This is a genomic window from Nocardia sp. NPDC002869 (genome assembly GCF_046764065.1).
Classification (GTDB): domain Bacteria; phylum Actinomycetota; class Actinomycetes; order Mycobacteriales; family Mycobacteriaceae; genus Nocardia; species Nocardia rhamnosiphila.
In genome coordinates this window covers 24,072-43,733 of record NZ_JBKOOL010000018.1, presented here as the reverse complement: position 1 = coordinate 43,733, position 19,662 = coordinate 24,072, and the positions used below count along the sequence as shown (strand labels likewise).

Here is a 19,662-nt window from a genome sequence, read left to right as displayed (position 1 = left end):
ATCCCGGCGTCGCGTCGTGACCGTCCTGTCATGATTCGAATCTGTGCGAAGCGAACTCGGCGCCGCACACCGCGGGAGCACGAGTCCGTGGCCGTTGTAACCGCCGGGCCGGCAGCAGCCCGGGCGACGCCCGGAACTGCTCGCGAGCGATGGGCGGGCGCAACTGTTCGCCGGTAGCTCATCGGTGACCCTCGGAGCCGGTGGCCGGTATGTCTCCCCTCGACAGCTGGATCCGGGCTACCAGGGCCCGGTGATCCGCGCCGGGCAGGCCCACAGTTTCGACCGCCACCGCGCGTCCGCCCGCGGTCAGAATGTGGTCGATGCCGACGAGCGGCGGCCACCGCTTATCGGTCGGGTAGGTGACCAGGTGCCCGGCCCCCGCCTGTACGGCGGCGTCGGCGAACCGGCCGGATGACAGCGCGCGGTACTGCGCATGGTCGTAGGTCGCGTTGAAGTCACCGCCGACGACCACCGGCCGGTCCGCGGGCGCCTGTCCGAGGATCGCGCGCAGCCGCGACAACTCGTCCGCCCACACCTGTGTCCCGTACACCGGCGGTACCGGATGGAACGCGTACACCGCCACCGGCCCGATCTCCGGGATCGCCGCGGTCGCCGAGAGCTGGTTCAGCACGAACCCGTCGTACTCGACGGTGTCGGAGAGCGGGGGGGTGCTCCAGATCCCGGTTCCGGCCGCGGTCCGGCCGGGGGAGAGGTAGCGATGGGGCAATGCCGCGTCGAGTCCGGCCCGGCCGAGTGCCGCGACCGCCGCGGGGGTGAGTTCGTCGACGGTGAGTATCTCGACCTTCCGGGCGCGTACCTCGTCGACCAGCGCCCGCGGATCCGCGCCGTCGAAGAGGAGATTGGCCTGCATCACGGTCACCGTGCGGCCGTGGTCGTCACCCTGACCGCCGGTGTAGAGGGGGGCCTGCGTCCAGATTCCGGCGGCGGCGACCACCCCGGCCAACCCCGCACCGCCCCAGCGCCGCCCGGCGGCGAAGACCGCCACCCCGACGAGCGCGGAACCCATCAGATACGGCGCGCCCGAGGCCGCGAGCACCAGCAGGCGGGAACTCGAGCGACTGAAGTGCAGACCCACCCCGGCGGCTCCCGCGAGGGTGGCCGCCCAGGCCGACGCCGCGATACCCACTCGAACCGATTTCCACCTCATATCCGACAGCCAAGCACACGGTCCGCGCGCGAATCCGGCCGTTCCGGCGTTCGGCGCGGGCCGCTCGGCTCGGCCGGGCGCGCGATGCCGATGCCGGGCGGCGGTCTGCCGCCGTGGTATCGCCTCGAACACTGCTGTCGCGGTAGCGGTCAGGACTTTTCGGAGGCGTCCCGGTCGGCCGGGGCGGTCTGCTACCGCGGCATCGCCTCCCCCTTCGCTGCCGCGGTGATGGTCCGGTTCGCGGGAGGCGTTCCGCTCAGCCGGGCGGTACGAGTTCCGCGGCGATCGTGCGCCCACCGCACGGATTCCGTACCGGGCGAACAGGGTTGTCGCGGTGTCGAGCAGGCGTTGCGCGGGCGCTGGTCTGCCGCGGTGGTACTCGATCGCCGCTGACCGGCCCGGGCAGGGGCAAGTGATCAGGAATCGAGAAGCGCTGGTCATAGCGCCGCCATTAACGTCGTCCGCACCGACATTCGCACGGCAGAGCGCCGGACCGCGAATTTCTTCCGAGGAGGACACAATGAGCTGGAACGGGCCGATCCGGCGGACGCACCGCGCGCTGGTTCCGATCTTCACGGCGACCCTGGTGATCACCGTGGTCGTCCTGGCCTTGCAGGGTCCGGAGTGGGTGTCCTATCTACCGCTTCCGCCACTGGCCTTCCTGTTCCTGTCCGGCGTCTATCTGTTCGTGCGACCTCTTGTCGCGGCCCGGCGCGGTGGCGCGGCCGCGGACTTCGCGCGGCGGGCGGACGCGGGATCGCCGGGCCGGTCGGCCGCGTACCGCGTCCGGCGACTGCACCGCTGGTCCGCCTTCGCCTTCACACTGACCGTGCTGGCGACTATCGTCGCGCTGTCGCTGCCGGAGCCCATCGTGTGGGTCTCCTATCTGCCGCTGATTCCGCTCGCCCTGCTCTTCTTCTCCGGGCTTTACCAGTTCGCCCTGCCGTACCTCGGTGCGCGCCGCCGCTCTGCCGAGGTGACCGGCCGCCGGACCCCGGTGGGCTGAGGCGCTCGTACCGGATCGCCGGGAGCCTGTCGCCGACGTCGGTTCGCTGCGCCGCCGGAACACGCCTGCCCGAGCGTTCACACGAGGCCCGCCGCACGGACATCGAGCGAATCGGCGTGCGCACCGACCTCAGCGGTAGAGGCCGACCAGGGCGCGCGCGGCCGCATCGACGATCTCATCCGGGGACGCCCGCAGGGTGCCGTCGAGCCAGGCGGTGACAAGTTCGGCCATACCGCCGACGAAGAGCAGGCCGGCGGTTTCGTCGGCGTTCTCGCTGCGGTCGCGCGGGCCGAAGAATTCCCGCGCCTCCAGCGCCGACTGATGGGCGAGGTGGCGCAGGAGTTCGGTGCGGCGCCGGCGCAGTTTCGGGACAGCGACCGACTCCACGATGGCGACCCGGCCTTTGCGTGGATCGTCGAGCAGCAGTTGGACGAATGCGCGGATCGAGGCCCGGGCACGCGCGGCCGGGTCCGCGCCGGCGTGCTCGGCGGCCCGGCGGCTGATCTCCTCGATCTCCGCCGCGATCCCGTCCATCACCGCTTCGAGCAAGGCGTCGAGCCCGCGGAAGCTTTCGTAGAAGTAGCGCTCGCTCAGTCCCGCCGCGGCGCAGACGGCGGTCATCGTGGTCCGCGTCTCCGGGTCTGCCCAGACGGTCAGACCCGCTTCGAGTAGCCGGGCGCGGCGTTCGGCGGCGCGATCGGCCGCGCTGACGCCCCGGTAGACCCCCGACTGCACGGCCACGTCCTCAGCATGCCACAGGAAACGGCAAATCAAGGTTGACAGGACGTCCTTCCTGAATCAGGCTGGGCGTGACCACCGCCACACCAGCACCGAGGTGAGTAGATGAAGGCCGAGGCCCTGGAGCCACGCGAGGAAGCCGCTACGACGGGGCCGGCGGCTACGCGGCCGATCCCGGTCCAGCACCGCGACGACCGCGGATTACCCCTGCTCGGGCAGGTGCTGGAGTACGCCAAGGATCCGGTCGCGCTGTGCCGCGGCCGCTGGGAGCGCTACGGCCCGGTCGCACCGTTCCGCGCGCTCGGTAAGAACGCGGTGATGCTGCTCGGGCCCGATGCCTGCGGCGCGGCACTACAGAACAAGGACAAGGCGTTCGCCAATGAGCCGGCCTGGTCCGAACTCGTGGGCCCGTTCTTCCACCGCGGTCTCATGCTCATCGATTTCGAGGAACACCTGGCGCACCGGCGGATCATGCAGGAGGCCTTCACGAGAACCCGCCTCGAGGCCTATACGCAGCGCCTGCACCCGGCCATCGAACAGGGTGTGGCGGCGTGGGAGGAAGGCACCGAGTTCCCGTCGTACTGGAAACTCAAGCAACTCACCCTGGATATCGCCGCAGATTTGTTCATGGGCGGCGTGCAGGACACCGGGCAGGCCGAAATGGACCGGATCAACAGGGCGTTCATCGCCTGTGTGCAGGCCGCGGCCGGGATCGTCCGGATCAACGCGCCGTTCACCCGGTGGGGCCGGGCCTATCGCGGCCGTAAAGTGCTCGAGGACTTCCTCCGCCACTACCTGCCCGCCAAACGCGCCCGGCAGACCGACGATATCTTCTCGGTGCTCTGCCACGTCGAGAACGAGGACGGCGAGCGGTTCGGTGACGACGACGTGGTCAACCATATGATCTTCCTGATGATGGCGGCCCACGACACCTCCACCATCACCACTTCCACCATCCTGCAGTATCTCGGGCAGCATCCGGACTGGCAGGAGCGTTGCCGGGCCGAAGCGCTCGCGCTCGGGCCGGCGCCCTCGATGGCCGAGCTGGACAAGCTGGTCTCGATCGATCTGGTGATGCGGGAGGCGCTGCGCCTGCGGGCTCCGGTCCCGGTGCTGGTCCGGTACGCGGTGAAGGACACCGTGGTCGAAGGCGTTCGTATCCCTGCCGGTACCGATGTCATCGTGGGTATCCAGTTCACCCATCTCATGGAGGACTACTGGACCGATCCGCTGTCCTTCGACCCCGACCGGTTCGGCCCCGAACGCCGCGAGGACAAATCGCACCGTTTCGCGTGGGAACCGTTCGGCGGCGGTGTACACAAATGCATCGGAATGTATTTCGGAGGTCTGGAGGTGAAGGCGATCATGCACAGGTTGTTGCGTGAATACCACTGGACCGTCGATCCCGGCTACGTGCCGCCGATGGACTACCATTCGCTCCCGTTCCCCAAGGACGGCCTGCCGATCACCTTGATCCGTAACTGAACCGCCGGCGGTCCGCCGCCCGGCGTGGCTTCGAGCGAAATTCTCCCCGAGGACTCGCGAGCGGGACCCGCAACTCCGCGCGCTACACGAGTACACGTTCCCCTCGGCGTGGCGCACGGTACTGCGGCTCGGGGCCGGTCGTGCGTGACCACCCGAGCCGTGCGCCGGCGAAAAGGGTCGCTACGGGGTCTCGCCGATTCACCGCCGTGTTCGTTTCTTGCCCTGTACGCCTATCGACGACGCGGGTAACCCGGAATACGCTGGATATCATCCACCGTAACCGTGGTCTGTCCCATTTCTGGGGTCTCTGGTCTCGGCCGCTTCCGTCGTGAGGTGTAGCGGTACCCGAGACGGCGAGGAGTGAGCATGAAAGGCGGAGCAAGAATTGCGTTAGGGGTGGGAATCGGATATTTCCTGGGTCGTACCCGCAAAATGCGCTGGGCGATGGGACTGGCGGGCGCGGCGATGTCCAAACGATCCACGGGGCTCGCGGGTGAGCTACTCGAACGCGGCACATCGACGCTGGGTGGCACCAAGGAGCTGACCAAGATCACCGATACCGTGCGGGGCGAGCTGCTGGGGGCGGTGCGGTCGGCGGCAGTGACGGCGGCGAGCAACCGCCTCGACGCGCTGAACGAGCGGCTGCAATCACCCGTGCCGACCGAGGACGAGGAGGAGGACGGCGGCGGCCGTCGGCGGGCCGCCGCGACGGAGGAGGACAGCGAGCCCGAGTCGAGTGAGGCGGACGAGACGGCCGACGAAGAGCCCGAGGAATCTCCGGACGAAGAAGAAGCCGAAGAACCCGCACCCCGGCCGCGTGCCCGCCGGACGACCGCGACCAAGTCCTCCCGGTCCGGTACTCGCACGTCGACCCGGTCGGCCGACTCCGGCGAGAGCGGCACGACCGCGTCGCGTGGACGGCGCGCCGGAGCCGCTACCGACAAAGCGCCCGTGCGGCGGACGAGGCGGTGATCAGGTATGGCAAAAGTACTGCGTGATACCGTCTCGGGCGTCGGCAAAGCGGCCACCGGTACCGCCGACCGGGCGACCGGGGCGGCGAAATCGGCCGGTTCGACGGCCCGGACGACCGCGGAACAGGGAAGTCCCGGCGATCTGCTCCGGCAGTCGGTGCAGAATCTCGCCGGAACCCTCGCCCAACGTGCCGTGTCCGGTCTGTCCGGCGGAGTATCGGGTGCGGCCGGTCGGCTGAACGAATATGCCGAAGGCCAGGGTGGCGGCAATCTGCTCGCGGCGCTGACGGGAGTCGAGAAGCTCTCCGAGGGCGCTTCCCCGATGCGAGCGGTCATGAGCGCGGGAATGAGCAAACTCGGGAAGTCGGTCAAGGACACAGTGTCCTCCGCCAAGGACGCAATCACCGGCGGAGGCGGCAAGGGCGGCAAGGGGAAGAAACTCAAACTGGCCAATATCGTCGAGCACATCGATATCGGTGCCGAAGTCGAACTCGTCTACGACCAGTGGACCCAGTTCGCCGAATTCCCGAGGTTCATGAAGAAGGTCGAACAGGTCGAACAGGTCGCCGATGAGAAACTCTCCTGGACCGGGCGCGTGTTCTGGTCGCGGCGGATCTGGGAGTCCACGATTCTCGAACAGGTGCCGTTCGAGCGGATCATCTGGCGATCCAAAGGGGCCAAAGGCTATATCGACGGCGCGGTCACCTTCCATGAACTGGGCCCGCACTTCACCCGGGTTCTGGTGGTTCTGGAATATCATCCGCAGGGCGTGTTCGAGAAGACCGCCAATATCTGGCGCGCGGCCGGGCGCCGCTGCCGTCTGGAACTCAAGCATTTCGAGCGCTACGTCATGACCGAGGCGGTGTTGCGCCCCGACGACATCGTGGGCTGGCACGGGGAGATCCGCGACGGCGAGGTCGTCGAGGACGACGAGACCGCGCGACGTCGGGAGCAGGAGGAGGCCGAGGGCGAGGACACGGAGGGAGAAGGCGAGGGCGCGGAGGACGAAGGCGCCGCGGATGAGGAACCCACGGACGAGGACGAAGAGGACGAAGAGGAAGACGAAGAAGAAGCGGACGAGGACGAAGAGCGCGGAGACGAGGAGGGCGGCCCCGACGACGAAGAGGCCGAGGACAGCACGGAAGACGAGGACCGCGAGGCCCGGCCGTCGCGTCGCGCGCGTACCGACCGCCGTGCCGCCGCACCGCGCCGTTCCCGCACACCGCGAGGAGCGAGGACATGACCATAGAACCCGCGGGTGGCGGCGGTAGTGGCGCAGTCGCCCGTCCGAATTCATCCGGACTGGCCGAGGTCGTCGACACCATCCTCGACAAAGGACTGGTCGTCGACGCGTTCGTCCGGGTCTCCCTGGTCGGTATCGAACTGGTGACCATCGATGCCCGCGTGGTGGTCGCCAGCGTCGACACATATCTGCGTTTCGCCGAGGCCGTCAACCGTCTGGAGATCTCCAGTAACGAGCCCAAGGGACTCACCGACCTGGTGGGCGATGTCACCGAAGGCGCGGCCGAGCACAAGACGAAAGGCGCCATCGAAGCGGCAGGGAAGAAGGTGCAGGACTTTCTCGGGGACGTGCAGGACCAGCGCCAGACCTCCCGGGCCTCCAAACGAGGGGAGCGCTGATGTCCACCGCGAGCACCACCACCGAAAGCGATCCCGACCAGCGGACCGGGGTGTACGTCTACGGCATCGTGACCGCCGATGTGGAGCCGGAACCGCACGCCCAGGGTGTCGGTGACCCACCCGCCGAGATCGCCGTCGTACGGCACGGCGATATCGCCGCACTGGTCAGTGAGGTAACGCTCGACCGCCCGCTGGGCATGCCCGACGATCTCACCGCGCACGCGCGCCTGCTGGACGGGACGGCCGCTGTCGCCCCGGTGCTGCCGCTGCAGTTCGGCGGTGTCGTCACCGATACCGAAGCGGTGGAGAAGGAGCTGCTCGCTCCCAACCACGACCAGTTCCGCAGCGCGCTGGACGATCTGGAAGGCCGCGCCCAGTACGTGATCCGAGGACGCTACACCGAGAACACGGTGCTCCAGGAGATCCTGGACGAGAACGCCGACGCGGCACGATTGCGCGCGGAGATCCGCGACAAACCCGAAGACGCCACCCGGAACGCGCGAATCGAGCTGGGCGAGATCATCAATCGAGAGATCGAGGCCAAACGCGACGCGGACACCCGCCGGGTGGCGGCCGTCCTGAGCGATCTCGATCCGACCGTGCGGGAACGTCAGCCCACACACGAAGAGGAGGCGGTGCACCTCGCCGTGCTGCTCGACCTGTCCCGGGAGGACGATCTGCTGCACGCGCTGACCGAACTCGGCGAGGAATGGGACGGACGGGTCCGGCTGAACCTGCTCGGCCCGATGGCGCCCTATGATTTCGTCACCGTCGGCGAAGCCCCGGGGTGACGAAATGGGACTGCTGTCGTCGATCGTCCTGTTGCCGCTGGCTCCGGTCCGCGGGGTGATCTGGCTGGGTGAAGTGATCCAGGAGCAGGTCGATCAGCAGTGGCGCAGTCCGGCCGCCGTCCGGCGCGATATCGAGGAGATCGAGGAAGCCGCCGCGGCGGGCGACATCTCCGAGGACGAGCGGGACCGGGCGTTGCGGGAGGTTCTCTCCCGGATCCGGCGTCCTGGCGGGGGCCTCCCGCCTGCCGGTGAGCGGAGACAGCCACTATGAGCCGCAGGTCGACCACCGACGACGCCGCGGATGTCGATCCGGAGCCGGACCACCCGCTCACCGCCAGGGAGGCCGCGGCGGCGGCGATCGAACACCTGCGGGAGCTGACGTCGAAATCGGTGGAGGGAGTGACCTCGATGGAGCCGCTCGACGACGGCAGACTGGTGGAGATCGAGGTGCTCGAGGACCATCGCATCCCCTCGTCGGCGGATATGCTCGCGCTCTACGAAGTGGAGATCGACTTCGACGGGAATCTGCTGGCCTACCGCAGAACCGCCCGCTACGCGCGCGGTAGCACCGAGATCGGCGGAAGAGGCCGGCGATGACGGTGGTCGGAAGTGGTGGGTCCTATGAGCCGCAGCCCTACGGTGGCGGGCACCAATCGACCAACCTCGCCGATATTCTCGAACGGGTCCTCGACAAAGGGCTGGTCATCGCGGGCGATATCCAGGTGAACCTGCTCGATATCGAATTGCTCACCATCAAACTGCGACTGGTGGTCGCGTCCCTGGAGACCGCCAAGGCCGTGGGTATCGACTGGTGGGAGACCGACCCGTGGCTCAACAGCAAGGCTCGCACGCTGGAGCGGCAGGATCGTGACCTCGAACTGGAGAACCGCGAGTTACGGGATCGGATCGCCGAACTCGAAGCCGGCCGAAACCGGCGCGAAGCCGTCGAAGAGCGGCGCGAATCGCGGGAGAGCGATCCGCCGTGACCGGTGGGACCGGTGTCTGGCTGTATGCGGTGACGGCGGCCGCGGATGCCGCCGCGGGGTTCGACGGGCTCACCGGAGTGGCCGGTGAACCGGTCCGGGTCGTGATCTCCGAGCCGCTCGCCGCGCTGGTGGGTTCGGTACCGCTCGACGTGTTCGGGGCGCAGCCGCTGAGCCGGAACCTGGAAGATCTGGACTGGCTGGCCGCCACCGCCCGCGCCCACGATGTGGTGGTTTCCGCCGCGGTGCGCCGGGCCCCGTCGGCGCCGTTGCGGCTGGCGACCGTCTTTCTCGACGACGAGCGGGTGCGGGAGCTGCTCCGGGACCGGCAGGCGGATCTGGAGGCGGCGCTGGTCCTGGTCAGCGGTCGCACCGAATGGGGCGTGAAGGTCTACGGAGATCGCGCCGCACTGACCGCGGCCGTGGCCGAGGCCCGCGCCGAAGATACCGCGAAAGGCGCGGGCGCCGCCTATCTGGCCCGTCGCCGCGCTCAGCTGTCCGCCCAGGAGACCGTGGAACATGATGCGGCCCAGCGTGCGGAGGCCGTCCATATCCGGTTGAGCCGTCGCGCCGCGGCCGGTCGCCGGCAGCCGACCACCGATCCCGCGCTGAGTGGTCGCAGTGATTGGATGGTGCTCAACGGGACCTACCTGGTCGACGACGAACGCGCCGGGGATTTCGCCGCGGCCGTCGACGCGCTCGCTGCCGAATTCCCCGGTATCCGGCTCGAACTCACCGGCCCGTGGCCTCCGTATTCGTTCGCGGGTGTGGAACGCGAGCCGCGGTGAACAGCGTCGACAGCGAGCGCCGCATCGCACTGGTCGACCTGCTGGACCGGGTGCTGGCGGGTGGGGTCGTCGTCACCGGCGATATCAAGCTCGCCATCGCCGATGTCGACCTGGTCCAGATCTCGTTGCGGGCGCTGATCTCTTCGGTCAGCACACTGTACGGGCCCACGCAGGAGCCACCCTGATGACCGAATTCGACGGTATCTCACCACGTATCGACACCGATCCCGAATCGGTGGAACGCGGCCTGGTCACGCTCGTGCTCACCCTGGTGGAACTGCTGCGTCAGTTGATGGAACGGCAGGCCCTGCGGCGGGTCGATGCCGGCGATCTGAGCGAGGAGCAGGTCGAGCGCATCGGCACCACCCTGATGCTGCTCGAGCAGCGAATGGACGAGCTGCGCGAGCATTTCGGCCTCACCCCCGAAGACCTCAATATCGACCTCGGCCCGCTCGGTCCGCTCCTTCCGGAGAACCCCTCCGGCAGGTGAGCGGAACGGATCTGCCCGGTCATCGCGCGCCGGCCCACCGATTCCGGGGCACCGAACCCGCCGTCCGCGCATAGAATTCGCTGATGGTTCCCGCCGCCAATCTGCTGGCCTTCGTGGCCGCCGCCACCCTCATCGTCGTGGTTCCCGGGCCCGGCGTGCTGTTCACCATCGGGCGCGCACTCACCCTCGGGCGCCGCGCGGCGTTGGTCTCGGTCCTGGGTCACTCGCTGGGTGTCCAGATCGCCCTGTTGTTCGTCGCGGTGGGATTGGGCACGGTGCTGACGGCCTCGGCCACCGCCATGGCGATCGTCAAGGTGGCGGGTGCGCTGTACCTGATCCATCTCGGGGTCCAGGCCATCCGGGAGCGGAAGGCGCTGCGCGAGGTGCTGGGTGCGCCCGTGGCGCCGGCGAGTGGGCGCCGGGTGTTCCGGCAGAGCGTGGTCGTCGGCGTCACCAACCCGAAGGCGATCGTATTCTTCGCCGCGGTGCTACCCCATTTCGCCGATCAGGCCTCGGGTTCGCTGCCACTGCAGCTGCTGGTGCTGGGCTCGATATTCCTGGTGATCGCGCTGATATGCGACAGCGCCTGGGCGTTGCTCGCCTCCGCGGCGCGCAACTGGTTCGCGCGGTCGCCGAAGAGGCTGGAAGCAGTCGGGGGTGCGGGCGGGGCGCTGATCGTCGGGCTCGGCGCGTCGGTCGCGATGGAGCAGGGCGTCTCCGGTCGCTGAATATCGAGTGAGCCGCGTTCGCCCCTCTTGCGTCCGCTCAGCGGCAGGACTCGGGGTCCGCCCGGGCTACCCTGCCATCTCATCGCCCCGGGAACAGTGGGACCGATGCCGGCCACAATCGAGCACTTTGTCGTGGGCCCTCTCCGATCCGGGGAGCAGGTCAGGAGCGGTGGGGGAGCGCGGCATTCATCACCCGGCTCGCGGTGACCTTCACCGAATCCGGCAGGACATGCGCAACCGTGGCCATCGCACGGGTCCCCAGCGATCCACCGACGACCTTCTGCTTGTCCTGGAGCAGTGCGTCCACCCCTTGTCGCGCCACCCGTGCCGGATCCTCTTTGGGGCCGCGCCCCATGGGGGTGTCGAGGAGACCGGCGCGGCGGAAGAAGTCCGTATCGGTCGGTCCCGGCATCAGCGCGGTCACGGTCACCCCGGTATCACGCACTTCCTCGCGCAGCGCCTCGGCGAAGGACTGGATGAACGATTTCGACGCGTGATACACCGCCTGTCCGGCGCCGGGCATCATCGCCGCGACCGAGGAGGTGAACAGCAGTCCACCGGTGTCACGCCGCACCATATCGCCCAGCGTCAGCTTGGCCAGGTGCACGGTCGAGCGCACATTGAGCGCGATGAGGTCGAGTTCGTCGTCGAGGTCGGTCTCGGCGAAGTTGCCCCCGCGACCGACCCCGGCGTTGAGCGCCACCGCGTCGAGCGGCCGTTCGTCCTGGGTCGCCGCGGAATACACCTGTTCCACACCTTCCGGCGTGCGCAGATCGGCCTGGACCGCCCGCACCTCGATCCCGGGGCGGCGGACGGTGTCGGCCGCGGCCTCGATCTCCGCGTCCTCCGCGGCCATGACCACGTCATAGCCGCGGTCGGCGAACACGGTGGCGAGTTCCAGGCCGATACCGCTCGAGGCGCCGGTCACGAGGGCGAGGGGATGTGTCGTGGTCATCTGCGGCGGCTACCCAGGTTCCCGCGGATCATGCCGCCATGCCACGCCGGCATCCGGTCAGCTGTCGCGGTTGTATCCGAGTTCCTCGACGATCGGGTTGGGCGGGACCTCTATCTCCTGCTCCGCCAGGCCCGGATGGTGGTGGGTGCGCCGTTGGGCGGCCCGGTCCGCCGGCGACCGCCGCGGCTCGAGGTTCACCGACTGCAGAACTTCCTGCAGATTGCCGTAGGTCTCCGGGGGGATCGCCTTCAGCGCGCGCACCGTGTCGTTATCGGCGTGCGCCCGGGTCGCGCAGTGCACCAGTTCCGGTTTCTCGGCCGGAAAATCAGCGGCGGACAATGCCGCCCGGACTCGATCCGCGTCGGTTGCGACCATCGTCGTCCTCCTTGTTTCGCCTCGACGGTCGGGTGTGTGCGGTGGCGCGATACCCACCCCGCCCGCCACTAACCCGAAACGCGGAAGTGCGTCAGCAGGTCACGTGGATATCGGCGGTCGAGTCGAACGAGACGTGTACGTGGTCGTAGTGATTGGCGGTGGGATCGCCGCGATCCTCCATATAGGACCAGCCGCTGCCGTCGTTGTACCGCTGCTGCCAGATCACATAGGTCACGCCGAAGCGCTCTTTGTTGGCCAGCACGAAGTCGGCGATCGCGTCGCCGCGGGCCGGATCGTAGGTCATGAAGTCGAGTGCCAGACCCGCTCCGTGATCGCCGTCGTAGCGGCCGTTGGCGCCCCCGATATCGCCGACGCCGAACGTCTTGTCGATCAGGTTGCCCACCTGCGCCACCTGCGGACGCGCACCGGCGAGTTCGGTCGAGCACGCGATGGCAGGAGGCGGGGGCGGCGCATGCCGTTTCGCGTAGCGGGCGGGCTCCGGAGGTCGCTTCCTCGGGGCCGCCGGTGCCGGTGTACCGGGCGGGGCCGGCGTCGTCTCCGGAGCCCGGCCGATGCCGGCCACCGGTATCGGCGCGTCCGCCGCGTGCGTCGGCGTCTCCGTAGTTTTGTCGCGGTCGGCGGTGGGCACGGCCGCCGCTTCGACCGCGGCCGCGGCGGGTTGCGTATCCGGGCCGGGGCGCGCCGTTACGGACAGTGCGATCACCGCCGTCGCCGCGATCGCGCTTCCGGCCAGCGGAGCGATCTTTCGGGCTCGGGCCGGTTTGCGGTGTTGACCAGGCATAATGGTGGCTACTCGTAACGCTCGGCGACAAGATCACTGTTAGATTACGAAAGGGTCGCGGAAATGTCACGGTCGCTGACGCATATGGGTCACGGCCCGTCCGGTTCGGGCACGTCCGCGTGATTCCGCCGGTCGAGCGGCCACTTCCGTGGACCGGACCTCATACGACCTCCCGCCCACCGCACGCCGCTCACCTGTTATGGTCGAATTCGTTCTGACACGGGGTGCTCCGCGAATGCGGGGCTGAGAACATACCCGAGAACCTGTCCAGGTAATGCTGACGAAGGAATGTCTTGGCTTCACGCGCGCGCACCACCGAATCCGGCAGATTCACCGAACACCTCTGGGATCGGACGAAAGATCTGCGCGGTGCCATCGATGAGCTCGAATTCCTGCGCCGGCTCGGCGACGGCACCCTCCCGCTCGAGGTGTTCCGCACCTACGTGGAGCAGGATTCGCTGTATCTCGCCGGTTATTCGAAGGTGCTGGCCCTTCTCTCGGCCAAGTCTCCCGACGCGCAGGCCGCGCAGTTCTGGGCGGGTTCGGCCGCCACAGCGGTCGCCGTCGAGGCGAAACTGCACCACGACCTGCTCGAGGACAGCCGGCTCCCCGCGCGGGAGGGCGAGCCGGAACCGTCCACCGCCTGCCTGGGATACGTCTCCTACCTCATCGCCACGGCCGCGACCGAGTCCTACGCCGTGGGCGCGGCAGCCGCGCTGCCGTGTTTCTGGATCTATGCCGAGGTCGGCCGTGACCTGGCCGCGAGTGCGGCGGAAGTCCTCGCGGCCGACCCCGGCCACCCGTACGCCCAGTGGGTGTCCACCTACGGCGCCCCGGAGTTCCAGGAGTCCGCGGCCGCGGCCCGGTCGTTCGTCGACGCGGCGGCCGCGGCGGCCGGCGAGCGGGACCGTGCGGCGATGGCGACAGCGTTCACCGTGGCCACCCGATACGAGCTGATGTTCTGGGACACCGCCCTGCATCCCCAGCCCTGGCCCGCCGCATGAGCGGCCGCCTGCGCCGCGTCCTCGCGGTCGCGGTCGCCACCGTGGCGGCACTGTCCGCGCTCACCGCCTGCACCGCGGGGTCCGGCGACGGCGAGACCATCCGTTTCGCCCTGGACTGGACGCCGAACACCAACCACACCGGGCTGTTCGTCGCGCAGCAGCGCGGCTACTTCGCCGACGCCGGCCTGGATGTGCAGATCCTGCCGTACAACAACACCGCGGTCGATACGGTCATCGACGCCGGTAACGCCGAATTCGGTATCAGCACCCATAATTCGTCGACGTTCGCGCGGGCGTCGGGGGCGCATGCGCTGTCCGTGCTCGCACCGCTGCAACACTGGGCGACCGGGATCGGGGTGAAGGCCGACCGCACCGATATCACCCGCCCCAAGGACCTGGACGGCAAAACCTATGCCGGTTTCGGTGACCCCGGTGAGGTGGAAGCGCTCCAGCAGGTGATCCGCAACGACGGCGGCCGCGGCGAATTCACGACCGTCACCCTGGGCACCTCGGCCTACGAGGCCGTCTACTCGGGCCGCGCCGACTTCACCGTCTCCTACCTCGGCTGGGAGGGTATCGAAGCCGAGCACCACGGCACCCCGATGCGGTACTTCCGCTACACCGACTTCGGTTTCCCGGACGCGTACGCCATCGTGGTCGACGCCAACCAGGACTGGCTGGCCGCAAACCCCGACCGCGCGCGAAAATTCGTGCAGGCCCTGCAGCGCGGTTACCAGCTCGCCGCGGACCACCCGGACGCCGCCGCCGCGGACCTTCTCGCCGCCAACCCCGGCGCATTCAACGACGAGGGCCTGGTCTTGGAGAGTCAGCGGATGCTGGCCGAGCAATTCATGAAGGGCCCCGACGGCCGGGTGGGCGCCCAGACCCGCGAGCAGTGGGCCGCGAATTCCGGTTTCCTGTACGAGAAGGGTCTGCTGACCGGTCCCGACGGCGCCCCGCTGACCGAGGAACCGGACTGGTCGACCTACTTCACCAATGATTACCTCGCCGCCCCCTGACGACTCCGAGCGAGAGGCCCCGCCCGGGACGAATCCGGCCGCCCGGACCGCGCCGGGCCGATCGGCCGGGATCCGCTGGGCACTCCCGTCCGTCGTGACGGTGGCGCTACTCGTCGTGCTGTGGCAGGTCTATGTCGAGGTCAGCGGTATCCGCCCGCAACTGTTGCCGTCCCCGGTGCGGGTCGTGGCGCAGGGGTGGGCGCACCGCGACGAGATCGGGGTCCATGCCGCCGCCACCCTCCAGGTGACACTGGCCGGCTTCGCGGTATCGCTGTGCCTGGCCTGGCTGCTGGCCGTGGTGGTCGACTTCTCGCCCTGGCTGCGGCGCGCGTTCGTGCCGTTGTTCGTCGCCTCCCAGACGCTGCCGATCATCGCGATAGCACCGTTGATGATCATCTGGTTCGGTTTCGGGTTGCTCCCGAAAGTGCTCGTCGTCGCACTCGTCACCTTCTTCCCGATGGCGATCGGGTTGATCGAGGGATTCGCCGCGGCCGACCGCGAGGCGGGCGCGTTGCTGCGCAGTATGGGGGCGTCCCGTGTGCAGGTGTTCCGTTACGTGCGGTTGCCGTCCGCGGTGCCGCGATTCTTCACCGCCTTGCGGATCGGGATCACCTATGCGGTCGTCGGCGCGGTCTTCGCCGAATACGTGGGCGCCAGCGAGGGCCTCGGCATCTATATGAGCCTGCAGAAGAACTCCTTCCGCACCGACCTGGTGCTGGCGGCGGTACTCGTGACCGCGCTGCTCAGTATCGCGCTGTACCTACTGACCTTCGTGATCGAACGGCTTGTCGCACCGTGGTCCCGCGCGGAGAACAGGAGTCGGCATGACTGACGCGCGCGGGCACCGGATCGTCGTCGAGGGCCTCACCAAATCGTTTCCGCAGCCCGGCCGGGGCCGCCCCGACCGGCAGGTCCTCGGCGGTGTGTCGTTCACCGCGCAACCGGGTGAGTTCGTCTCCGTCATCGGCCCGAGCGGCTGCGGTAAGAGCACCGTGTTCAATATGCTGGCCGGCCTGGAGACCCCCGACTCGGGCAGTATCCGTTTCGGCACGAGCGACGGGGAACCGACGGCACCGCACTGCGCCTATATGCCGCAGAAGGATCTGCTGTTTCCGTGGCGCACAGTCCTGGACAACACCGTCCTGGGCCTCCAGGTGCACGGCGTCCCGAAACCGGAGGCCCGGCGCCGGGCCCGCGAACTGTTCCCGGTCTTCGGGTTGTCCGGATTCGAGGACGCCCGGCCGTTCCAGCTCTCCGGCGGAATGCGGCAGCGGGCGGCACTGCTGCGGACCGTGGTCCAGGAGCGCGAACTACTGCTGCTGGACGAGCCGTTCGGCGCACTGGACTCGCTGACCCGCACCGAGATGCAGTCGTGGCTCCAGGATGTCTGGCAGCGGTACCGGTGGATGGTCCTGATGATCACCCACGACATCCGGGAAGCGGTGTACCTGTCCGATCGCGTGATCGTCCTGTCGGCGCGCCCGGCCACCGTACGCCGAGATGTGCGCGTCGATCTGCCGCGGCCACGCGAGCTGTCGATGATCACGACACCGGAGTTCGTCGCGCTGGAGCAGGACCTGCTCGATGTGCTCCACGAGGAGGCGCGCCACGCACTCGCGCGACGAGACCACTGAGTTCCACCGCGGAATTCGTCGGTCGGTACTTCCTGGTCGCGAGTGCCCCGCCGGCGGTGGTCGACCCCGGCGCCGGACCTGCCGGACAGGTGTGCCCGGACGGTTGCGGGTAAGGAAACCGGCGCAGTGCCGTCCTGCGAATGGACCGCCGTAAGAATTCCGGCCCGCCGCGACCGGTTCAGCGAGACAATCGTCGGAACGCCGGAAGGACCGCAGAATCGCCTCCCGGCGCACGCAGGATCCGTAGGAGGACCATGTTCGTCCCGTTCAGTGTCTCCGATTTCCTCGATCGCGCCGAAACCGTGTACGGCGACCGGATCGGTATCGTCGACGAACCCGCCCAGCCCGCGCCCGGCCAGGGCTCACCGACCTACTCCCAGGTTGCCGACCTCGCCCGCAGGCAGGCGGCCCGCCTCGACGAACTGGGTATCGGGGCCGGGGACCGGGTCGCGGTGGTCAGCCACAATTCGAGCCGGCTGCTGACCTCGTTCTTCGGGGTGAGCGGATGGGGCCGGGTGCTGGTCCCGATCAACTTCCGCCTGCGCCCGGACGAGGTGCGCTACATCCTCGAGGATTCCGGGGCCCGCGCCCTGTACGTGGACCCGGAACTCGCGGACTCGCTCGGCGAGGTCGACTGCGAGCACAAGTTCGTACTGGGCGCCGATACCGACCTCTACGCCGCGCCGGGGGCGGTACCGCGGCCGTGGGAACCCGATGAATCCGCCACCGCCACCATCAACTACACCTCCGGCACCACCGCCCGCCCGAAGGGCGTGCAGATCACCCATCGCAGTATCTGGGTCAATGCTGTCACCTTCGGCCTGCACGCCACGATCAGCGACCGCGACGTATATCTGCACACCCTGCCGATGTTCCACGCGAACGGCTGGGGCATGCCGTTCGCGATGACCGGAGTCGGCGCCCGGCACATCGTCCTGCGCAAGATCGACGGCGCCGAGATCCTGCGCCGGGTGCGCGACCACGGCGTCACGGTGATGTGCGCGGCGCCCGCGGTCGCCGCCGCGGTGCTCGACGCCGCCCAGACCTGGGCGGGTGAGATCCCCGGACGCGACCGGGTGCGGATCATCATGGCCGGGGCGCCGCCGCCGACCAAAATCGTCGCCCGCGTCGAAGAGGAACTCGGCTGGGAGTTCATCCAGATCTACGGGTTGACCGAAACCTCACCGCTGCTGACCGTCAACCGCGCGCGGGCGGAATGGGACGACCTCGACCCCGAGACCAGGGCCGCGAAGCTGACCCGCGCCGGGGCCCCGGCCCTGGGCGTCCGGTTGCGGGCCGAGGAGCCCGAGGAGGGTTCGGGAGAGGTGCTGGCCCGGTCCAATGTGGTGATGGAAGGCTACTGGGATCGCCCCGAGGAGAGCGCGGCGGCGCTGGCCGGCGGATGGTTCCACACCGGCGACGGCGGCGCTCTCGGCGACGACGGCTACCTGACCATCGCCGACCGCAAGAAGGACGTGATCATCACCGGCGGCGAGAACGTGTCCTCGATCGAAGTCGAGGACTGCCTGTTCTCCCATCCCGCCGTGGCGGAGGTGGCGGTGATCGCGGTACCGAGCGAGAAATGGGGGGAGACCATCAAAGCGCTGGTCGTACTGACCCCGGACGCCGAAGCGAGCAACGCGACCGAAGCGGAATTGATCGCCTGGTGCAAACAGCGGCTGGCCGGCTACAAGGCGCCGACCTCGGTCGAGTTCCGGCGCGAGCTGGCCCGGACCGCGACCGGAAAACTCCAGAAGTTCAAACTGCGCGCACCATACTGGAGCGGCCGCGGCCGCCAGGTGAATTGATACCGGCGCGATCGGCCGGGTATGAGATGCCGGCGTGCTGACTGCAGCGGGGCGACGGAGGTCATATGAGCCCGTCGGTTCGGGTGTCGACCACGCGCCACGGTATTCCCGCGAGATCGAAGGCCTCCCGTAACGTATGGTCGGGAGGTTCCGGGAGATTGACGTGATCGATATCGGCCAGCGTCACCCCGCCGTGGACTTGGGCTTCGGCGAATTGCCGCTGCCGGAACGATTCGCCACTGTAGTCTCGGTCGAGGCCACGTAATGGTTCGTTCTGCGTGTTTTTATCGGACAACTCGACCAGACCGAAGGACTCCGGTTCCGGGTCGGTGAGGGGCGAGGGAGCGGTTCGGGGACCGCCGCCCCATGATCCCGACGAGTAATAGTCGGAATCGCCGATACAGGCCGTGGTACGCCCCCGCACTTCAGCATTCAGGACGATCTCGCACCGCCCGTAGTTCGAGAGCATATCGGTTTCCGGCGGGCCGGCAGCCCGTTCACCATCGATCATGACGTAGCCGTATACCGGACGCTGGTCCGGCGGCAGATCTTCCGGGTACCCGAACCAGGAGTCTTCGTTGCGTTTCCGTCCCGCGGTGCGCTCCGGATTCGGCAGATAGCGCCCATGCCGGAGCAGATCCTCGAGTGATTCGGGGGTGATGCGAATCCCCACCGATCTGCCGTCGAACAGGTCGGTCAGTTCGGCCTTCATCCCTCTTCGCAGTTCCGGGACGCCGATGCCGTATTCGCCCGCCAGTGTCTGCATTATGCGATGGAGCGCGTTGTAATGGCCGAGTTGGTGGCGTACACCACCCGGCGTGCCGGCTTCGGGGTGTCGCGCGAAGAACTCGTGGTTGCGCCGGACGACCTCAGGTTGGAGCGAGGGGTCACTGCCCCCTGCGCGCCCGAGATCATACAGGTCGTTGTATTCGGCGAGTAGCTTCCGGTCGATCCTGCGGAAGGCGAGCCGGGGATCGGTCCCCGTGGTATTCGAGCCGACCCGGTCAGGTCGCGTCGCCTTCGTTACAACGTTGTTGAGTAGCTTCTCGCCCTCCCGGCCGGCCTCCTGCAGACTTACCGACGCTTTTAATGGTGATTCGGCGAAATGGTGGCCGATCTGTCGTCGGCGTGCAGCCCAGCGCCTCAGATCCTCGGCCAGGCGCTCGGTGAGCTCGCGAAAGGCCGCCGGCCCTTTACTGTCCATTCCCCCCCGCATCGGAAAGTCACGCCAGATCGGTGGCAAAATAACATCTTTTGGAGACGGGATGGCGTATGC

General features: G+C 68.3%; 24 protein-coding genes and 1 riboswitch. Of the genes, 18 read left to right on the top strand and 6 right to left on the bottom strand.

All coding sequences use genetic code 11. The annotated features are described in order from the left end of the window. Positions 1 to 178: 178 nt before the first annotated feature. Positions 179 to 1,168, bottom strand: a complete 990-nt coding sequence (locus ACLML9_RS05625) for an endonuclease/exonuclease/phosphatase family protein (protein WP_411944473.1) — start codon at positions 1,166 to 1,168, stop codon at positions 179 to 181. A gap of 520 nt (positions 1,169 to 1,688) precedes the next feature. Here ACLML9_RS05625 and ACLML9_RS05620 point away from each other — a divergent pair. Next, a complete protein-coding gene (locus ACLML9_RS05620) occupies positions 1,689 to 2,174 on the top strand; it encodes a hypothetical protein (RefSeq protein WP_411944472.1) in 486 nt (161 codons plus the stop codon). Between the two features lie 129 nt (positions 2,175 to 2,303). Here the strand turns inward: ACLML9_RS05620 and ACLML9_RS05615 are convergent, their stop codons facing one another. Next, positions 2,304 to 2,915, bottom strand: coding sequence for a TetR/AcrR family transcriptional regulator (locus tag ACLML9_RS05615; RefSeq protein ID WP_411944471.1), 612 nt, complete (start codon positions 2,913 to 2,915; stop codon positions 2,304 to 2,306). Between the two features lie 102 nt (positions 2,916 to 3,017). Between ACLML9_RS05615 and ACLML9_RS05610 the strand changes: the two genes are divergently transcribed. The 12 genes from ACLML9_RS05610 (at position 3,018) to ACLML9_RS05555 (ending at position 10,789) form a co-directional block, all read left to right on the top strand. Beyond that, the gene (locus ACLML9_RS05610) at positions 3,018 to 4,397 is read left to right on the top strand and encodes a cytochrome P450 (RefSeq protein ID WP_411944470.1); all 1,380 of its coding nucleotides are present in this window, start codon (positions 3,018 to 3,020) and stop codon (positions 4,395 to 4,397) included. A 366-nt stretch (positions 4,398 to 4,763) separates the two neighbouring features. Then, complete coding sequence (locus ACLML9_RS05605; RefSeq protein WP_411944469.1) at positions 4,764 to 5,369, top strand: hypothetical protein; 606 nt, start codon at positions 4,764 to 4,766, stop codon at positions 5,367 to 5,369. A gap of 6 nt (positions 5,370 to 5,375) precedes the next feature. After that, positions 5,376 to 6,611, top strand: coding sequence for an SRPBCC family protein (locus ACLML9_RS05600; RefSeq protein WP_411944468.1), 1,236 nt, complete (start codon positions 5,376 to 5,378; stop codon positions 6,609 to 6,611). Then, positions 6,608 to 7,009, top strand: a complete 402-nt coding sequence (gene gvpJ / locus ACLML9_RS05595) for a gas vesicle protein GvpJ (RefSeq protein WP_063058313.1) — start codon at positions 6,608 to 6,610, stop codon at positions 7,007 to 7,009. Before ACLML9_RS05600 ends, gvpJ (ACLML9_RS05595) begins: the two co-directional genes overlap by 4 nt. Next, positions 7,009 to 7,800, top strand: coding sequence for a GvpL/GvpF family gas vesicle protein (locus tag ACLML9_RS05590; RefSeq protein WP_411944467.1), 792 nt, complete (start codon positions 7,009 to 7,011; stop codon positions 7,798 to 7,800). The genes gvpJ (ACLML9_RS05595) and ACLML9_RS05590 overlap by 1 nt, the downstream gene beginning before the upstream one ends. Before the next feature lie 4 nt (positions 7,801 to 7,804). Then, positions 7,805 to 8,071 (top strand): gas vesicle protein GvpG, encoded by a 267-nt coding sequence (locus ACLML9_RS05585; RefSeq protein ID WP_411944466.1) that lies wholly within the window; start codon positions 7,805 to 7,807, stop codon positions 8,069 to 8,071. After that, on the top strand, positions 8,068 to 8,397 hold the full coding sequence (gene gvpO, locus ACLML9_RS05580) for a gas vesicle protein GvpO (RefSeq protein ID WP_030520255.1): 330 nt from the start codon (positions 8,068 to 8,070) through the stop codon (positions 8,395 to 8,397). Before ACLML9_RS05585 ends, gvpO begins: the two co-directional genes overlap by 4 nt. Beyond that, positions 8,394 to 8,786 carry a gas vesicle protein GvpJ gene (gene gvpJ, locus ACLML9_RS05575; protein ID WP_411944465.1) on the top strand — a complete coding sequence of 131 codons (393 nt, stop codon included), beginning with the start codon at positions 8,394 to 8,396 and terminating at the stop codon, positions 8,784 to 8,786. Before gvpO ends, gvpJ (ACLML9_RS05575) begins: the two co-directional genes overlap by 4 nt. Further along, the gene (locus tag ACLML9_RS05570) at positions 8,783 to 9,571 is read left to right on the top strand and encodes a GvpL/GvpF family gas vesicle protein (protein ID WP_411944464.1); all 789 of its coding nucleotides are present in this window, start codon (positions 8,783 to 8,785) and stop codon (positions 9,569 to 9,571) included. The genes gvpJ (ACLML9_RS05575) and ACLML9_RS05570 overlap by 4 nt, the downstream gene beginning before the upstream one ends. Next, complete coding sequence (locus tag ACLML9_RS05565) at positions 9,568 to 9,756, top strand: gas vesicle protein (protein ID WP_411944463.1); 189 nt, start codon at positions 9,568 to 9,570, stop codon at positions 9,754 to 9,756. Before ACLML9_RS05570 ends, ACLML9_RS05565 begins: the two co-directional genes overlap by 4 nt. After that, positions 9,756 to 10,061, top strand: a complete 306-nt coding sequence (locus ACLML9_RS05560; RefSeq protein ID WP_265805669.1) for a gas vesicle protein K — start codon at positions 9,756 to 9,758, stop codon at positions 10,059 to 10,061. Before ACLML9_RS05565 ends, ACLML9_RS05560 begins: the two co-directional genes overlap by 1 nt. Positions 10,062 to 10,144: 83 nt before the next feature. Next, a complete protein-coding gene (locus ACLML9_RS05555; RefSeq protein WP_411944462.1) occupies positions 10,145 to 10,789 on the top strand; it encodes a LysE family translocator in 645 nt (214 codons plus the stop codon). 160 nt (positions 10,790 to 10,949) lie between these two features. Here the strand turns inward: ACLML9_RS05555 and ACLML9_RS05550 are convergent, their stop codons facing one another. The 3 genes from ACLML9_RS05550 to ACLML9_RS05540 all read right to left on the bottom strand — a co-directional run bounded on the left by ACLML9_RS05550 (position 10,950) and on the right by ACLML9_RS05540 (position 12,921). Further along, on the bottom strand, positions 10,950 to 11,744 hold the full coding sequence (locus tag ACLML9_RS05550) for an SDR family NAD(P)-dependent oxidoreductase (protein ID WP_411944461.1): 795 nt from the start codon (positions 11,742 to 11,744) through the stop codon (positions 10,950 to 10,952). A 57-nt stretch (positions 11,745 to 11,801) separates the two neighbouring features. After that, a complete protein-coding gene (locus tag ACLML9_RS05545; protein WP_030520249.1) occupies positions 11,802 to 12,119 on the bottom strand; it encodes a DUF2795 domain-containing protein in 318 nt (105 codons plus the stop codon). A gap of 91 nt (positions 12,120 to 12,210) precedes the next feature. Then, positions 12,211 to 12,921: a hypothetical protein gene (locus ACLML9_RS05540; RefSeq protein ID WP_411944460.1), complete on the bottom strand. Its 711-nt coding sequence runs from the start codon at positions 12,919 to 12,921 to the stop codon at positions 12,211 to 12,213. Positions 12,922 to 13,131: 210 nt separating this feature from the next. Then, positions 13,132 to 13,227: riboswitch (TPP riboswitch) on the top strand. Between ACLML9_RS05540 and ACLML9_RS05535 the strand changes: the two genes are divergently transcribed. From ACLML9_RS05535 to ACLML9_RS05515, 5 genes are all read left to right on the top strand, one after another. Then, a complete protein-coding gene (locus ACLML9_RS05535; RefSeq protein WP_411944459.1) occupies positions 13,215 to 13,925 on the top strand; it encodes a TenA family protein in 711 nt (236 codons plus the stop codon). Its footprint overlaps the riboswitch before it by 13 nt. After that, positions 13,922 to 14,944, top strand: coding sequence for an ABC transporter substrate-binding protein (locus ACLML9_RS05530; protein WP_411944458.1), 1,023 nt, complete (start codon positions 13,922 to 13,924; stop codon positions 14,942 to 14,944). Before ACLML9_RS05535 ends, ACLML9_RS05530 begins: the two co-directional genes overlap by 4 nt. Beyond that, positions 14,922 to 15,776, top strand: coding sequence for an ABC transporter permease (locus ACLML9_RS05525; protein WP_411944457.1), 855 nt, complete (start codon positions 14,922 to 14,924; stop codon positions 15,774 to 15,776). Before ACLML9_RS05530 ends, ACLML9_RS05525 begins: the two co-directional genes overlap by 23 nt. After that, positions 15,769 to 16,578, top strand: coding sequence for an ABC transporter ATP-binding protein (locus ACLML9_RS05520; RefSeq protein ID WP_411944456.1), 810 nt, complete (start codon positions 15,769 to 15,771; stop codon positions 16,576 to 16,578). Before ACLML9_RS05525 ends, ACLML9_RS05520 begins: the two co-directional genes overlap by 8 nt. Positions 16,579 to 16,832: 254 nt before the next feature. Continuing rightward, entirely contained in the window at positions 16,833 to 18,386 is a 1,554-nt protein-coding gene (locus ACLML9_RS05515) for an AMP-binding protein (RefSeq protein WP_411944455.1), read from the top strand. 61 nt (positions 18,387 to 18,447) lie between these two features. Here ACLML9_RS05515 and ACLML9_RS05510 read toward each other — a convergent pair whose 3' ends face one another. Beyond that, on the bottom strand, positions 18,448 to 19,629 hold the full coding sequence (locus tag ACLML9_RS05510; RefSeq protein WP_411944454.1) for a hypothetical protein: 1,182 nt from the start codon (positions 19,627 to 19,629) through the stop codon (positions 18,448 to 18,450). Positions 19,630 to 19,662 lie beyond the last annotated feature (33 nt).

Bases quoted from the DNA above. Each gene is read 5' to 3' on its own strand.
- ACLML9_RS05625 (WP_411944473.1), bottom strand. From the start codon at position 1,168: ATGAGGTGGAAATCGGTTCGAGTGGGTATCGCGGCGTCGGCCTGGGCG.
- ACLML9_RS05620 (WP_411944472.1), top strand. From the start codon at position 1,689: ATGAGCTGGAACGGGCCGATCCGGCGGACGCACCGCGCGCTGGTTCCG.
- ACLML9_RS05610 (WP_411944470.1), top strand. From the start codon at position 3,018: ATGAAGGCCGAGGCCCTGGAGCCACGCGAGGAAGCCGCTACGACGGGG.
- ACLML9_RS05605 (WP_411944469.1), top strand. From the start codon at position 4,764: ATGAAAGGCGGAGCAAGAATTGCGTTAGGGGTGGGAATCGGATATTTC.
- ACLML9_RS05600 (WP_411944468.1), top strand. From the start codon at position 5,376: ATGGCAAAAGTACTGCGTGATACCGTCTCGGGCGTCGGCAAAGCGGCC.
- gvpJ (WP_063058313.1), top strand. From the start codon at position 6,608: ATGACCATAGAACCCGCGGGTGGCGGCGGTAGTGGCGCAGTCGCCCGT.
- ACLML9_RS05590 (WP_411944467.1), top strand. From the start codon at position 7,009: ATGTCCACCGCGAGCACCACCACCGAAAGCGATCCCGACCAGCGGACC.
- ACLML9_RS05585 (WP_411944466.1), top strand. From the start codon at position 7,805: ATGGGACTGCTGTCGTCGATCGTCCTGTTGCCGCTGGCTCCGGTCCGC.
- gvpO (WP_030520255.1), top strand. From the start codon at position 8,068: ATGAGCCGCAGGTCGACCACCGACGACGCCGCGGATGTCGATCCGGAG.
- gvpJ (WP_411944465.1), top strand. From the start codon at position 8,394: ATGACGGTGGTCGGAAGTGGTGGGTCCTATGAGCCGCAGCCCTACGGT.
- ACLML9_RS05560 (WP_265805669.1), top strand. From the start codon at position 9,756: ATGACCGAATTCGACGGTATCTCACCACGTATCGACACCGATCCCGAA.
- ACLML9_RS05555 (WP_411944462.1), top strand. From the start codon at position 10,145: ATGGTTCCCGCCGCCAATCTGCTGGCCTTCGTGGCCGCCGCCACCCTC.
- ACLML9_RS05550 (WP_411944461.1), bottom strand. From the start codon at position 11,744: ATGACCACGACACATCCCCTCGCCCTCGTGACCGGCGCCTCGAGCGGT.
- ACLML9_RS05545 (WP_030520249.1), bottom strand. From the start codon at position 12,119: ATGGTCGCAACCGACGCGGATCGAGTCCGGGCGGCATTGTCCGCCGCT.
- ACLML9_RS05540 (WP_411944460.1), bottom strand. From the start codon at position 12,921: ATGCCTGGTCAACACCGCAAACCGGCCCGAGCCCGAAAGATCGCTCCG.
- ACLML9_RS05530 (WP_411944458.1), top strand. From the start codon at position 13,922: ATGAGCGGCCGCCTGCGCCGCGTCCTCGCGGTCGCGGTCGCCACCGTG.
- ACLML9_RS05525 (WP_411944457.1), top strand. From the start codon at position 14,922: ATGATTACCTCGCCGCCCCCTGACGACTCCGAGCGAGAGGCCCCGCCC.
- ACLML9_RS05520 (WP_411944456.1), top strand. From the start codon at position 15,769: ATGACTGACGCGCGCGGGCACCGGATCGTCGTCGAGGGCCTCACCAAA.
- ACLML9_RS05515 (WP_411944455.1), top strand. From the start codon at position 16,833: ATGTTCGTCCCGTTCAGTGTCTCCGATTTCCTCGATCGCGCCGAAACC.